We start from the raw sequence: 14,686 nt of genomic DNA on the forward strand, positions 1-14,686 counted from the left end.
CGTGCGTCGGGGGGCCGGGCCGTGCGTCGTGCGAGGGGTCAGCGGATCGGCAACCGGTAGCGGCGTTCCTGCCCGCCGCCGGCCACGGTGACCAGCCGGACCTCGCCGTCGCGCAGCCCGTACGTCACCGACCAGCGGGTGTGCCCCTGCCGGACCTGGTCCAGCAGGCGCAGCGCCGCCGCCGGGTCCACCCGGCCGTCGGCCGCGTCCAGCGCCTTCGCCAGGACGCCGTAGCGGTGGTCGCGGCGACGCTGCTGCTCGGGTACGTCGACCACCGGCACGTTGGTCAGCGCCTGCCACCGCCCCTGCCCCCGCTGCACCCGCATCGTCCCGTCGACGAACTCGACGACCGCCGACCGGCCGCCCGCGTCGGCGAGCAGGTAGTGCAGCGGCGGCCCCCCGTCGAAGTCGAGGTTGTGCCGGCCGAACATCGCCACCGCCTCGTCCACCGTGGCCGCCCGGTCCAGCACCAGCCGCAGGATGCGCACCGACCCGACCGTGGGCCGGCCCGGCACCGGCTTCGCCGTCGCGGTGTCGTCGGCGGCCAGCCCGACGGCCAGCCCCCGCTCGTTCATCCCGTCGAAGGGCAGCAGCGGCGCGTCGAGCAGCCGGCGGTCGCCGGTCGGGTCCGGGCCCACCCCCAGGTAGGACAGGTCGACCAGGGAGACCGAGGCGTACCCCTCGGGGGGATCGGTACGCAGCACCATCGCCGGGTTGGCGTCCCAGTCGAAGTTGCGGGCGAACAGCGGCCGGGCCGGGTCACCGGAGGCGGCGAACAGGGAACAGCCGAACGGGCCGGTATCCGGCCGGGCGTCGGTACCCACCGTCGGGTCGTAGCCGCCGACGTAGGTCATCTCGTAGAGCGGCAGGTCGTCGACCTTGCGCAGGCTGTCCAGCGTCCGTCGGGCCTGCTCCGGGTCCTGCCGGGAGGCTCGCGGCGGGCTCGCGGACGCCGACGCCGGACCGGGCCGGGCCGACTCCGTCGGGGTGGCCCGATCCGTCGGGGTGGCCTGGGCACAGCCGGTGGCGACGAGCGACAGGGCCAGTCCGGCCCCCAGCAGCATCCTGCGCATATCTCCTGAACGCTAGGGCAGCCGTGTCGGGATGTCCACCGTGGCCGTAACCGCGCACGTCGATGTCGGGCCGGTCGGTACGGGGCCGCCGGGCGGGCAGTTGCGGCCAACCGGCGTCGGAGCAGGGCCGGCTGTGCGAGGATCATCCGCCGTGACACCTGCCGGCGGGACCCCGCCCGTACCGACCGAGCGGCCCCGCAGGCCGCGGCTGCACCCGCTGGACCGGGTGGCGATCGGGCTGGCCCTGCTGGGCCTCGGCGCGGTGGTCACCGGCCTGCTCCCCCGGGCCGACGCCGGGGCGACCCTGCACCGCATCCTGCCGCTGCTGCTCTTTCTCGGCGCGGTGGTGGTGCTCGCCGAACTGACCGCCGTCGCCGGGGTGTTCGACGTGCTGGCCACCCGGCTGGCGATCACCGCCCGGGGCAGCTTCGCCGGCCTGTTCCTGCTCTGCGTCGGGTTCGCCTCGCTCACCACCATCGCCCTCAACCTGGACACCACCGCGGTCCTGCTCACCCCGGTGATGATCGCGCTGGCCCGCAAGCTGAACGTCGCACCGGGGCCGCTGGCGATGACCACCGTCTGGCTGGCCAACACCGCAAGCCTGCTGCTGCCCGTATCGAACCTGACCAACCTGCTCGCCGCCGACCGGATCACGCTGGCCCCGGCGGCGTACGCGGCCCGGATGGCGTTGCCGCAGCTCGCGGCGATCGGGGTGACCATGGCGGGGTTGTGGCTGTGGTACTGGCGGCGGGGCCGGCGCGACGTCGACCGGTTCACTCCTCCCCCGCCGCACCGGCCGGCCGACCGGCTGCTGTTCGGCACGGCGGTCGCCGGCTGCCTGCTGTTCGTCGCCGGCATCCTGGTCGGGGTGGAGATCGGGGTGGCCGCCGCCGTCGCCGCCGGGCTGGTGGTGGCCGGCTTCGCGGTCCGGTCCCGGCGGACCCTGCGCCCGGCGCTGCTGCCCTGGCGGCTGCTGGTCTTCGTGACCGGCCTGTTCCTGGTGGTGCAGACCCTCGGCCGGCACGGGCTGGACGACCTGGTGTCCGTGCTGCTCGGGGACGCCGGTGGCACGGCGGGGGCGCTGCGCGCCGGGGGCACCGGGGCGCTGCTGGCCAACCTGGTCAACAACCTGCCCGCCTACCTGGCCGGCGAGGCGGTGCTCCCGCCCGCTGACGGGACCCGGCTGCTGGCGCTGCTGATCGGCACCAACGTGGGGCCGCTGGCGGTGCCGTGGGCGTCCCTGGCGACCCTGCTGTGGTTCGAGCGGTGCCGGGCCGCCGGGGTGACCGTGCCGCTACGCCGGTTCGTGGCGACCAGCGCCGTGGTCGCGGTGCTCGGCACCCTCGCCGCGGTGCTCGCCCTGCTGGTCACCGGCTGACCCGGCGGCGGCCCGTCGCCCGGCCGGCCGTTCAGATCCCCATCTCGGCCTCGTACGCCGAGCGCAGCCGGGTGCGGGCGGTCGGGGCCAGGCAGACGTGCCAGTCGGGTCCCTCGTCGATGACGTTCAGTTCACCGGCGGACTGCCGGGCCAGCAGGATCTCGGCCAGCACGTCCCGCGCGCCGAACCGGGCGTACCAGGCCAGTTCCACATCCACCGCCCAGCCGAGGCAGTGGCCGCTGGGCAGCATGGCCGGCTGGCCGAGCCGGCGCAGTCGGTACCGGTGTTCGGCGCTGTGGGCCAGGTTGGTCACCCACAGCGGCGGGGTGCCGGGCGGGGCGGAGCGGGCGAACTCCCGGGCCAGGTCGTTGAGGAGCGCGACGACCTCGCGGCGGGTCCGGCGCAACGGCACCCCGGCGGTGGGCGGGGCGGTCTCCGGCAGCAGCCGGCCCCGGACGGCGCGCACCCCCCGGCCCAGGGCGCTTCCCGGTTGTTCCCGGTAGCGGAAGCCGAGCAGACCACGACGGCGCAGCCATTCCAGGTCGATCAGGTCGGGGTGCGTGTCGACCTGCTCGTCGGTCGCCAGGGCCGTCGTGTCCCGCCACCACATCAGGTCGATGCGGGACAGCAGGTAGATCCGGACCAGGGCGGTCAGGTCGGGGCCCGGGGCGGGCCGGTCGGGCTGGTGGCGGGCCAGTTCCAGCAGCAGGGTCTCCCGGGCGCCCAGCACCCCCTGCCCGGTGGCGTCGAGCACGTCGGCGATCGCCGGCTCGCGCAGCCGCTGGTCGAGCAGCACCTGACGGGCGGCGGTGCCGGCGGTCCCGGCGAGCGCGCCGACCTCGACCAGCAGCTCGGCGACCGCCTGCCGGTAGGCGTCGAGATCGGGGGCGGCCGGCCGCACGGGACGGGTCGGGGCGGGCGTCCGCCGGGCCGGGGCGGGCGGGGTGACGCCGGGTTGGGGGCCGGGGCTTCGGCTGGGCACGCGCATGGTCGGTCCTCTCCCGGTGCGACACGGTGCGGATGAACCTGAGGGCACCGTAACCGTGGTGAACCGGTGGAGACCGAGCATTCCTCCCACAGCCCCCGAAGGGCGACACACGGCCGGCGGCGTCGCCCGGTCCCGCGCCGGCCGGGGCCGGCGCGGGACCGCGACCGGGCCGCCCGTCGACGCGCGATGGGCGGCCCGGTGCGGGTGGGTCAGCGCAGGGTGCAGGCCGTCCCGTTCACCGCGAACCCGGTCGGGGTCGCGTTGGTGCCGCTGTAGGTGGCGTTGAAGCCGAGGTTGACCGAGCCGTTCGGCGCGACCGCGCCGTTGTAGCTCTCGTTGGTCACCGTGACCTCGCTGCCGCTCTGGCTGAACCGGCCCGACCAGCCCTGGCTGATCTGCTGGTTACCGGTGAACCGGAAGGTCAACCGCCACGACGACCAGGCCGCCGCGCTGGTGTTGGCCAACGTGACGCTGCCGGTGAAGCCGGTGCTCCAGCTGTTCGCCGAGTACGTCACCGCGCACCCGCCGGCCGGCGGCGGCGTGGTGGTCGGCGGCGGGGGCGTGGTGGTCGGCGGCGGCGTGGTGGTCGGCGGGGGCGGCGTGGTGGTCGGCGGCGGCGTCACCGTGGGGGTCGGCGTCGGGTCCGGGCCGCTGCCGGTGCCGGCCTGCTCGGCCGCCCAGTGCACCAGCCAGGCCAGCGCCGCGTTCCAGTTGATCGCCACCTCGTTGACCGAGTACGCCCCGATGTCGTCGATGAAGCACTTCTGCGGCTTGCAGCCACCGAGCTGGGCCTGCACGACCGGGTCCTGCAACTCGCTGTTCGGGCCGCCGGAGAGCGAGCCGGGCGGCGCGGTCGGCAGCGAGCCGTCGTTCTGGTTGGCCCAGAACCGGTGGTGCAGGTTACGCACCGGCTTGTCCCCGTACCCGGCCACGTAGGACTGGTTGAGCGGGTTACGGCCGAGCAGGTAGTCGTAGGCGGCGAAGGCCCCGTTGCGGTACTTCGTGGTGCGGGTCAGGTCGTAGGCCAGGGCGAGCACGTTGGCGTTGTTGGCGACCGCGCCGTTGGAACCCCAGTAGTACGTGCCGTTGCCGCTGCCCGGGGCCGGGTAGCCCTGGTTGGCGATCTGGGCGAGCATCCGGTCGGCGAAACCGACGATCGCCGAGCGGATCGCGCTCACGTCGCCGCTGGGCAGGCCGGTCGGCACCAGCACCAGGGTGGTGTCGCCCAGCCCGGCGGTCCAGCTCCAGTCGTACGCGCCCCGGGTGAAGCCCGCGCCCCGGGCGTGCGGGGAGCTGCTCAGGTCGTTGCGGTAGCCGGTCGCGCCGGTGGTGGCGTACAGCTCCGCCGCCGCCCAGTAGAACTCGTCGCTGACGGTGTTGTCCTCGTACGCGCCGCCGCCGGTGTTGTCGGTGGCGGGGGCGAGCCGGTTCGGGTTGGCCTTCGCCGCGGTGTACGCCTTCTCGGCGGCGGCCAGGGCCCGGGAGGCGAAGGCGGCGTCGAACGGCTTCCACAGCCGGGACGCCTGGGCGGCCACCGCCGCCAGGTTGAGGGTGGCGGCGGTGCTCACCGGGGAGAGCAGCCGGGGCTCGCCGTCCAGTTCGGGACGGGTGGGCAGCGCGGTCCAGTTCTGGTCGTGGATCTTGTGGTGCACCATGCCGGCGTTGGTCCGGCCGTCCGGCACCTGCATCTTGAGCAGGAACTCCAACTCCCAGCGGGCCTCGTCGAGCACGTCCGGCACCCCGTTGGACCGCTCGGGGATGGCCAGCGTGCCGTCGGCGACGGCGGACTTGTCGGCCCCGTTCACGTACAGCGTGCGCTCGTAGATGTTCTGCAGCTGCCAGGTGGACAGGCCGCCGTTGACCACGTACTTGCCCTGGTCACCGGCGTCGTACCAGCCACCGCGCACGTCCAGGGTGTAACCGCAGGAGGTGCGGCACGGCACGTTGTTGTCCCCCCGGTTGGGGGCGACGTTGACGTGCCCGGCCGGGCGGGCGTAGCGGGAACCGACGTACTGGGCGTCGATCGGGGTGCCGCTGCGCTGGTGGTAGAAGAACGCCAGCGAGTCGCCGCGCAGCCGGCGGACCGGGTCGGCGGAGATGTCGAACGGGTAGCTGTTGCTCCCGCCGACCGACAGCACGTAGCCGGTGCCCGGGGTGTCGTAGGCCGAGAAGTCCGCGATGTGCACCGGGTCGCCGGAGAGCGCGTCGGTGCCCCGGACCGTGGTCTGCCCGGAGGCGACCGTGGCGCCGCCGGCGTTGCGCAGCGTCCAGCCGAGCGGGGAGTTCGCGGAGTTCACGACGGTGGCCTGCTTGGGCAGCCCTGGCACGTAGGCGACCTGGTTGACCTTGACCGGTGAGCCGGGGTCGGGGGCGGCGGAGGCGAGCTGCGGCACGGCCGCGAGCCCGCCGAGGGCGAGCAGGGCGGCAGCCGCGAGCGCGACCGGACGCCGTCGGGGATGCTGGGGCATGGGGCCTCTTCCGGTGGGGATGGCAGTGACCATCCGACCGGACCGGCGCAGCAGTGATCCGCCGGGCGGTCGGATGGACCGTCGACGGGAGCGCTCCGCCCACCATAGACCACCGTCAGTCCGCCGGGAAGCCACCGCCCAACGGCCGGACGGTCCGGGTGTCGCCGTCGTAGCTGCGCGCCGCCACGAGGGTGCCCGCCGGCCGCTCCCCGCCGACCAGGGCGCGGGCCAGCCGCCGGTCGTGGTCGCGGAAGCGCAGCGCGAGGCTCAGGTGCGGCACCCAGTTCCCCGGGGCGTGCCACGGCCGCTGCCCGTCCGCGCCGTCCAGTGCCGCCCAGACGGCTGCGTGCAGGGCGGTCAGCGCCGGGCCGGGCCGCACCAGCCACACCAGCGGTGCGCTGCCGTCGAGCACCGTCACCCGCTCCAGGGAGACCGGCAGCGGCAACGCGGTGGCGAACAGGGCGGCGAGCCGGTCGGCCGCGCCGGGCGGGAACGCCTCGACGGCGGCCAGCGTCAGGTGCGGCCGGTTCGTCGGGTGGCCGTGCCGGGCCAGGCTCGGCAGCCCCGCCGCGGCCAGCCGGTCCCAGGCGGCCCGCACCGTCCGCTCCAGCGCCGGGCAGCAGAGCAGTTCCACCGTACGCACGCCCGTCAGGCTAACCGGCGGGCGGGCCCGGCTGTGCCGGTCGGCACGGTGGGGCCGGTCGGCGGCACGGCCCGACCGGGGTGATGGAAAACTTTGGTCATGAGTTCCGCACCCACACCGACCGACCTCTCCGCGCCCGACGACTCCGACGGCGGGCCCGCCTTCGTGGATCTCGGGCTGCGCGCCGAGCTGCTGGGCGCCCTCGCCGCGCTCGGCTACGAGGAGCCGACCCCGATCCAGCGGGAGGCGATCCCCCTGCTGCTGTCGGGACGGGACCTGCTCGGGCAGGCGGCCACCGGTACGGGCAAGACCGCCGCGTTCGCCCTGCCCCTGTTGCAGCGGATGCCGCAGGACCGTCAGGGCGGTGACCCGGTGTCGCTGGTGCTGGTGCCCACCCGGGAACTGGCCGTGCAGGTCTCCGAGGCCTTCCACCGCTACGGCAAGGACCTGGGCGCCCGGGTGCTGCCGATCTACGGCGGCCAGCCGATCGGCCGCCAGCTACGCGCCCTGGACCTGGGCGTGGACGTGGTGGTGGCGACCCCGGGCCGGGCGCTGGACCACATCGCCCGGGGCACCCTGCGGTTGGGTTCGCTGGCCACGGTGGTGCTGGACGAGGCCGACGAGATGCTCGACATGGGCTTCGCCGAGGACATCGAGGCGATCCTGGAGCACGCGCCCGCGCAGCGGCAGACGGTGCTCTTCTCGGCCACCATGCCGGCCCGGATCGACGGGTTGGCGCGCCAGCACCTGACCGACCCGGAGCGCATCCAGATCGGGCGGGAGCAGCCGGTGGCCGGCGAGGCCCCCCGGGTACGGCAGAGCGCCTACATCGTCAGCCGGGCGCACAAGCCGGCGCTGCTGGGCCGGGTGCTGGACGTGGAGTCCCCGACGGCGGCGATCGTCTTCTGCCGCAGCCGGGAGGAGGTCGACCGGCTCACCGAGACGATGAACGGGCGGGGCTACCGGGCCGAGGCGCTGCACGGCGGGATGAGCCAGGAGCAGCGGGACCGGGTGATGGGGCGGCTGCGCGCCGGCACCGCCGACCTGCTGGTGGCCACCGACGTGGCGGCCCGGGGTCTGGACGTCGAGCAGCTCACCCACGTGGTCAACTACGACGTGCCGTCCGCGCCGGAGTCGTACGTGCACCGGATCGGCCGGGTGGGCCGGGCCGGCCGGGAGGGGGTGGCGATCACCCTGGCCGAGCCCCGGGAGCACCGGATGCTCAAGACCATCGAGCGGGTCACCGGCCAGCGGATCACCATCGACAAGATCCCGACGGTGGCCGACCTGCGCACCCGGCGGCTGGCGCTGACCCAGGCGGCGCTGCGGGAGAGCCTGCTGGAGGACGACCTGGACCCGTTCCGGGTGATCGTCGAGTCGCTGTCGGACGAGTTCGACCTGATGGAGGTGGCGCTGGCGGCGGTCAAGCTGGCCCACGAGGCGGCCCTGCCGGGCTCCGACGACGAGGAGGAGATCCCGCAGGTGGCGGTCCGCCCGCCCCGCGAGGCCCGGCCCGGGTTCGACAGTCGGGGCGGGGAGCGGCGCGGCGGTGGCCGGCCCCGCACGGGCGGCACCGCGCAGGTCTTCATCGGCCTGGGCCGCCGGGCCGGGGTCCGCCCGCAGGACCTGGTCGGCGCGATCACCGGGGAGACCCGGGTCAGCGGCCGGGACATCGGCTCGATCGAGATCGCCGACCGGTTCTCGCTGGTGGAGGTGCCGCAGGGCGTCGCCGACGAGGTGATCGCCGGGCTGCGCAACAGCACCATCAAGGGCCGCAAGGCGACCGTACGCCGCGACCGCGGCGTCGACGGGCGCTGACCCGGACGCGACACCGGCCCGCACCCCCTCGACGGGGCGCGGGCCGGTCGCGTTCGTCAGAGCGGGTACGGCCCGAACCGGCCCCAGGCGACGATCGCCGCCAGGACCAGCAGCACCACGGTCATCGCGGTGCCGGGGTGTTCCTTGGCGCGGGCGTGCACCACGACCGCGCCGACCATCACGATGACCAGCCCGACGGCGGCCAGCGGGGTGAGCACCGTGGCGATGCCGGTGAGGCCGGGCAGGACCAGCCCCAGCGCGGCCAGCACCTCGGCCGCGCCGAGCGCCTTGACCTGCAGCGGCGGGGTGGTCCGCACCCAGGCCATCCGGTCGAGCAGCTTCTCCTTGGGCTGGATGAGTTTGGTCAGTCCCGCGCCGGCGAAGAGCGCGGCGAGCAGGATCTGCACGATCCACAGGAACATGTTCACGGGTGGTCGCCTCCGGGGGTGCCACCGGGCGGTGGCGGATGCGGGAAACGGGAGGGGTCCAGATTACGGGGCCGCAGCGGCCCCCGACGCCGGGCGCGACGTCGGGGGCCGTGGGTGGGTTCCGCCTCAGGCGGCGCCGACCGGTCGACCGCCGAGCGTGTCCGCGTCGATCTCGGCCGGGCGCAACGCCAGGGCGAGCACGTCGGCCACGTCGGCCAGGGTGTGCACGGTCAGCGCCTCGCGCACCTCGGTGGGCAGGTCGTCGAGGTCGGGCTCGTTACGGGCCGGGATGATCACCTCGGTCAGGCCGGCCCGGTGCGCGGCGAGCAGCTTCTGCTTCACCCCGCCGATGGGCAGTACCCGGCCGGACAGTGTCACCTCACCGGTCATCCCGAACTCGGGCCGGACCGGTCGGCCGGTCACCAGGGACGCCAGCGCGGTGACCATGGTGATGCCGGCGCTCGGGCCGTCCTTGGGCACCGCACCGGCCGGCACGTGCAGGTGGATCCGGCGTCCGGCCAGGACGTTCGGGTCGAGGCCGTAGCGCCGCCCGTTGGCGCGCAGGTAGGACAGCGCGATGTGGGCGGACTCCTTCATCACGTCACCGAGCTGCCCGGTGAGGGTCAGCCCCGGCTCACCGTCCATGCTGGTGGCCTCGATGAAGAGCACGTCGCCGCCGGCGCCGGTGACGGCCAGGCCGGTGGCCACGCCGGGCACCGCCGTCCGCTCGGCCGACTCCGGGGTGAACTTCGGCCGGCCCAGGTAGCGGGCCAGGGTGTCGGTGTCGACCCGGACCGGGGTCGGGTCGGTGGCCAGGGCCACGGCGACCTTGCGCAGGATCTTCGCCAGGGCCCGTTCGAGCTGCCGGACGCCCGCCTCGCGGGTGTACTCACCGGCGATCAACGCCAGCACCTCGTCGGTGACGGTCACCTCGCCATCGGTCAGGCCGGCCCGCTGGAGCTGCCGGGGCAGCAGGTGGTCGCGGGCGATGGCGACCTTCTCGTCCTCGGTGTACCCGTCCAGGGTGACCAGCTCCATCCGGTCCAGCAACGGGCCGGGGATGGTCTCCACCACGTTGGCGGTGGCCAGGAAGAGCACGTCGGACAGGTCGAGGTCGACTTCGAGGTAGTGGTCGCGGAAGGTGTGGTTCTGGGCCGGGTCGAGCACCTCCAGCAGGGCGGCGGCCGGATCCCCGGCGTACCCGACGGCGAGCTTGTCGACCTCGTCGAGGAGCACCACCGGGTTCATCGAGCCGGCCTCGCGCAGCGCGCGGACGATCCGGCCGGGCAGCGCGCCGACGTAGGTGCGCCGGTGGCCGCGGATCTCGGCCTCGTCACGGACGCCGCCGAGGGAGACCCGGACGAAGTTGCGGCCGAGGGCACGGGCGACCGACTCGCCCAGGCTGGTCTTGCCGACTCCGGGCGGGCCGGCGAGGGCGAGCACCGCGCCGGAGCCGCGGCCACCGACCACCCCGAGGTTGCGCTCGGCCCGCCGGTTGCGCACCGCCAGGTATTCCAGGATGCGGTCCTTGACGTCGGCCAGGCCGGCGTGGTCGGCGTCGAGCACCGCCCGCGCCGCCGTCAGGTCGGTGTTGTCCTCGGTACGCGTGCTCCACGGCATCTCCAGCACCGTGTCCAGCCAGGTGCGGATCCAGCCCGCCTCGGGCGAGGCGTCGCTGGCCCGCTCCAGCTTGCCGACCTCGCGCAGCGCCGCCTCGCGGACCTTGTCCGGCAGGTCGGCGGACTCCACCCGGGAGCGGTAGTCGGCGGAGCCGTCCGGCTCGTCCTCGCCGAGTTCCTTGCGGATCGCGGCGAGCTGCTGGCGGAGCAGGAACTCCCGTTGGGACTTCTCCAGCCCCTCCCGGACGTCGCTGTTGATCTGCTCGGTGACCTCCTGCTCGGCCAGGTGGTCCTTCACCCAGCCGACGAGCAGTTCCAGCCGGGCGGTGACGTCCTGGGCGGCGAGCAGTTCGGTCTTCTGCGCCAGGCTGAGCCAGGGCGCGTAGCCGGCCGCGTCGGCCAGTTCGGACAGGTCGGTCATCCGCTCCATCGCGTCGATGACCTGCCAGGCGCCCCGCTGCTGGAGCACGGAGGTCATCAGGGCGCGGTACTCGCGGGCCAGGTCGCGGGCGCGGCCGGCGGGGGCGGGTTCGTCGATCCGGGTGGCCTCCACCCAGAGGGCCGCGCCGGGTCCGGGGACGCCGGAGCCGATCCGGGCGCGGGCGAGGCCACGCACCACGGCGGCGGGCTCACCGTCGGGAAGGCGGCCCACCTTCTCGATGGTGGCGATCGTGCCGACGGGGCCGTACTCGCCGTCGATGCGGGGGACGGCGAGCAGGGTCTTGTCGCCGCTGGCCCGGGCGGCGTCGACGGCGGCCTGGGTGGTCGGGTCGAGGGTCACCGGGATGACCATGCCGGGCAGCAGGACGACGTCGGTCAGGGGAAGTACCGGAAGGGTTGCCATCGAGCACCTGCCATCACTTGAGGTTGAGCGTGTCTCACTCAAGTCACAAACCGTGCCCTATGTTCCGACGTGTGACTCAGGACACATCCCAGCCGTACCGCCACCGCCGGCCAGCATTGGCCGCACCCGGATTTCCCAGGATTGGCGCGACCCGCCAAATGAAAGGGAGGCATATTGTTGCGGATTTGCCGTCAGATACGTCAAACTCTTAGCACACCCCGATCACCACAGGGAGTAATGGCGATGGCAAGGAAAGTAATCACCGTTCTGACCGACGACCTCGACGGCGGAAAGGCCGATCGGACCGTCGAGTTCAGCCTGGATGGGGCGGCGTACACCATCGACCTCTCCGACGAGAACGCGGGGGTGCTGCGCAAGGCGCTCGACGCCTACATCACCGCTGGCCGTCGAATGGGCCGAGGTGCCGTCGAGGCCGGTCGCCCCGCCCGGCGCCCCGCCCGGCCCGGCGTCTCGGGAATGGATCGCGAGCAGAACCGCGCCATCCGGGAATGGGCGACCAAGAACGGACACGAAATCTCCGAGCGCGGGCGCATCCCGGTCTCGGTCGTGGAGGCGTGGAAGAACCGCTGACAGCGGGCCGGATCACGAACGGGCACGCCGGGGTCACGCTGGGATATCAGCGTGACCCCGGCGTTTTTGCCGTGTCCACAATTTCCATCCGACGACCCCGCACCGAAAACATCCGCCGGTACGCTGTCCGCCCGCCGCACGCACCCGGGGCGGGCACGCAACGACTGCGGGCCACCCCGGGAATTCCCGGGGTGGCCCGCAGTCGTTGCCGCTCGGGTCAGTTGACCCGGATGCGCACCACGTCGAAGGCGGGGGTCTGGTTGGCCCGCTCCATCATCGGCACCCGGTGCGAGCCGTCGCCGGCCCAGACCGCGCACTGCGCCGTACCCGACTGCGGCAGGCCCGGGATCTGGATGGTCACGTCGTCGGCCTGGTTGCCGCCCTTGCCGTCCTCGGTGGCGACGAAGAACGCCGGCACGTCCTGCGGGTTCGAGGGCGCCTGGTTGGTGTTCTGGAGCATCCGGCAGGCGGTGTGGAAGTGACCGCGGGTCAGGCCCTGACCGTTGAGCACCGAACTCTCCAGGTAGTAGCCGCCCTGGCCGGCCGCCAGGAACCGGTCACGGACCAGGTTTCGGGTGGAGACCTTCAGGGTGAACGCCTGGTTGCGCTGTACCTGGTTGGGGAACTGGGTGATCAGCAGCGACGGGTTGTTGGCCGCCGCGCCCACCTCGCCGAACGCGGTGCTGACGCACCGGTTGCCGTTCTGGAAGCCGTCGTGCGCCTGCAACCGGCTGTTGGCGCAGTCCTTGGCCAGCACGCCCAGCGCGTTGCCGTTGTTGCCGTTGTTACCGCCGTTGTTGTTCTGGCCGCCGTTGTTGCCGTTCTGGCCGCCGTTGTTCCCGTTGTTGCCGTTCTGGCCGCCGTTGTTGCCGTTCTGACCACCGTTGTTGCCGCCGTTGTTGGCCGCCACCTGGCAGCCGGCGAGCTGCTCCAGGCCCTGCGGGCGCTGGGCGAAGCGGCCGATCGCGGTGGCGATCCGGTTCAGCGCCGACCGGCGCTTGTCGGCCAGCGGGCCGAGGATGGCGTTGTCGATGAACGCCTTGCCGTTGCGCCCCTCGGCCGCCAACCGCTTGTTGGCGTCGTCGATCTGGGTCTTGAGCAGGGCGAGTTCCTTGTCCACCTCGGCCTTGGCCTGGGCCGGGATCTGCGGCAGCCGGGGGGTGACCTCCGGGCAGGCCACCGTCGAGGCCAGCGTGGTCACCGGCGCGTTGCCGGCCTTGACGGCCTGGCACTCGGCGACGGACATCTGCCCGTCACCCCAGTGGTTGCGGACCCATCTGCCGTTCTGCCACGTCTGGGTGGTGCTGCCGCGCCCGCTCGGCGAGGTGGCACCGGGGCTCGGTGCGACGCAGGCCGACGAGACGTTGCGGGTCTGCTGCCTCGGCTTGTCCCCGGCCGAGGAGATCTGGGTGACGGCGGCGATACCGCCGAAGACGACGAGCGCACCGACCGCCGCCAGCAGCCGCTTGCTCCGCGCGTTACCGGAAGACCGGCCTGCCCCTGTGGACCTGCGCATCGAATTGCTCTCCTTCTCGATCCGGTACCTGACTCGCGCCCCGACGAGGAGACCCTTTCCGGGTCGGTCACCCCCGCCGGAGACGCTGCGACGTTCCGGTCGCACGTCGATGGCCGACGATGCCTTTCCGCACCGTCCGCCGCGTCGGGTGGCGCGGCTGGGAAGATCCTGTCCATTCCCGCTTAGGTACGGGCCCGCATCGGCGAAGGTTCAACGCGGATCGAGGAATCCCGGACCGATTTCCGGGCGGGCCGCAATGTCACCAACCGTCGCCGGAAAATGACGGCGGGTCGTTCGGCGGCGGGTCGTTTCGGTGGCGGTCAGTCCACGCAGAGGTGCTCGAACGCGAACGGGGCGCCCAACTCGTCGCGCCGGTCCCGCAGGGCGCGGATCTGCCGGCGCAGCTCGTCCCGGTCGAGCAGGACCGGTTCCGCGTTGTCCGCCCCGGCGAGCCGTTCGCCCACCGCCACCGCCGCGAGATCCTCGGCCAGCCGGCCCGGGTCCACCCCGCAGCGCAGCCGCGCCTCGTGCACCGTGACCCGCTCCACCAGGCACCGGCCGGGACGCACCTCGACCCAGCTCCACCCCTCGGCCGTCCCGTCGCGCCACAACACGTGCAAGCCCCGCACGATCGGATCGCTGAGCCGCCGCGACACGTACGCCTCGACGGCCGCCGCCCGGGACAACGAGCCGAGGTCGTTGACCGGCCCGGTACGCCCGTCCGGTAGCCGGCCGACGATGTCCCGGAAACCCACCGGGGCGTCGTCCGACCCGTCCGGGGCGGCCCCGGCGGCATAGGCGCGTGCGTCGATGACGTACGTGACGATGCGCCGGCCGTGCCCGGCGGCCCGCAGCGTCGGCGAGCCGATCCGCAGCACCGGCAGGCCCACGGCGGCGCACACCGCGGCGGCCATCCGCCCGGCCCGCTGCCCGGCCGAACCCGGGGGCGCGGTCGGACCGACGGTCAGGGCGAACAGCGGCACACCGGTGTCGGCCGCGCAGACGACGTGGTCGAACTCCTCGCGCAGGGCGGAACTCCACTGGTGCCCGGTGACCCCGGCCGGCCGCCGTGTCACCAGGTCACCGAGCCGACGGGCGGCGTACACGGCCTGGCCGGCCCGGACGAACAGCGGCGCGGCGCCGGACGGGACCGGCCGCAGCCGGGCGTCGTCGTCGGTGGCGGTACGCGTCATCGTCGGGTCGGTCCGTCCGTGGCAGGCGAAAGTGACCGGCCGAGTCTAGGACGTCGAGGGCGATCTCCGCCCCGCCGGTTCGGGCGACGGACGCGGCACCAGGCGGTTGGTGCGCCCCGGGCGCGAT

At 73.8% G+C, this 14,686-nt stretch carries 11 protein-coding genes; 3 read left to right on the top strand and 8 right to left on the bottom strand.

Annotated elements, in window-relative coordinates; all coding sequences use genetic code 11:
• Positions 1-38 precede the first annotated feature (38 nt).
• Positions 39-1,073 carry a linear amide C-N hydrolase gene (locus tag JQX11_RS00115; protein ID WP_204922877.1) on the bottom strand — a complete coding sequence of 345 codons (1,035 nt, stop codon included), beginning with the start codon at positions 1,071-1,073 and terminating at the stop codon, positions 39-41.
• A 151-nt stretch (positions 1,074-1,224) separates the two neighbouring features.
• On the opposite strand from JQX11_RS00115, the gene JQX11_RS00120 reads away from it, so the two are divergent.
• Complete coding sequence (locus JQX11_RS00120) at positions 1,225-2,451, top strand: SLC13 family permease (RefSeq protein WP_307825990.1); 1,227 nt, start codon at positions 1,225-1,227, stop codon at positions 2,449-2,451.
• Between the two features lie 31 nt (positions 2,452-2,482).
• On the opposite strand, the gene JQX11_RS00125 is transcribed toward JQX11_RS00120, so the two are convergent.
• From JQX11_RS00125 to JQX11_RS00135, 3 genes are all read right to left on the bottom strand, one after another.
• Positions 2,483-3,439 carry a hypothetical protein gene (locus tag JQX11_RS00125; protein WP_204922879.1) on the bottom strand — a complete coding sequence of 319 codons (957 nt, stop codon included), beginning with the start codon at positions 3,437-3,439 and terminating at the stop codon, positions 2,483-2,485.
• 209 nt (positions 3,440-3,648) lie between these two features.
• Positions 3,649-5,907 (bottom strand): glycoside hydrolase family 9 protein, encoded by a 2,259-nt coding sequence (locus JQX11_RS00130; protein WP_204922880.1) that lies wholly within the window; start codon positions 5,905-5,907, stop codon positions 3,649-3,651.
• 115 nt (positions 5,908-6,022) lie between these two features.
• A complete protein-coding gene (locus JQX11_RS00135) occupies positions 6,023-6,550 on the bottom strand; it encodes a 2'-5' RNA ligase family protein (RefSeq protein ID WP_204922881.1) in 528 nt (175 codons plus the stop codon).
• Positions 6,551-6,649: 99 nt separating this feature from the next.
• On the opposite strand from JQX11_RS00135, the gene JQX11_RS00140 reads away from it, so the two are divergent.
• Positions 6,650-8,368 carry a DEAD/DEAH box helicase gene (locus JQX11_RS00140; RefSeq protein WP_204922882.1) on the top strand — a complete coding sequence of 573 codons (1,719 nt, stop codon included), beginning with the start codon at positions 6,650-6,652 and terminating at the stop codon, positions 8,366-8,368.
• A gap of 56 nt (positions 8,369-8,424) precedes the next feature.
• On the opposite strand, the gene JQX11_RS00145 is transcribed toward JQX11_RS00140, so the two are convergent.
• Both JQX11_RS00145 and lon read right to left on the bottom strand, forming a co-directional pair.
• Positions 8,425-8,790: a DoxX family protein gene (locus tag JQX11_RS00145; protein ID WP_232377032.1), complete on the bottom strand. Its 366-nt coding sequence runs from the start codon at positions 8,788-8,790 to the stop codon at positions 8,425-8,427.
• Positions 8,791-8,922: 132 nt separating this feature from the next.
• The gene (lon, locus tag JQX11_RS00150; RefSeq protein ID WP_204922884.1) at positions 8,923-11,259 is read right to left on the bottom strand and encodes an endopeptidase La; all 2,337 of its coding nucleotides are present in this window, start codon (positions 11,257-11,259) and stop codon (positions 8,923-8,925) included.
• A 243-nt stretch (positions 11,260-11,502) separates the two neighbouring features.
• Here lon and JQX11_RS00155 point away from each other — a divergent pair, with 243 nt between their 5' ends.
• Positions 11,503-11,850: a histone-like nucleoid-structuring protein Lsr2 gene (locus JQX11_RS00155; RefSeq protein ID WP_145922814.1), complete on the top strand. Its 348-nt coding sequence runs from the start codon at positions 11,503-11,505 to the stop codon at positions 11,848-11,850.
• Positions 11,851-12,067: 217 nt separating this feature from the next.
• On the opposite strand, the gene JQX11_RS00160 is transcribed toward JQX11_RS00155, so the two are convergent.
• Positions 12,068-13,366, bottom strand: coding sequence for a hypothetical protein (locus JQX11_RS00160; protein ID WP_204922885.1), 1,299 nt, complete (start codon positions 13,364-13,366; stop codon positions 12,068-12,070).
• A 320-nt stretch (positions 13,367-13,686) separates the two neighbouring features.
• Complete coding sequence (locus JQX11_RS00165) at positions 13,687-14,559, bottom strand: hypothetical protein (protein ID WP_204922886.1); 873 nt, start codon at positions 14,557-14,559, stop codon at positions 13,687-13,689.
• Between the last annotated feature and the right edge of the window lie 127 nt (positions 14,560-14,686).

This window comes from Micromonospora humida (assembly GCF_016901255.1).
Lineage (GTDB): Bacteria > Actinomycetota > Actinomycetes > Mycobacteriales > Micromonosporaceae > Micromonospora > Micromonospora wenchangensis.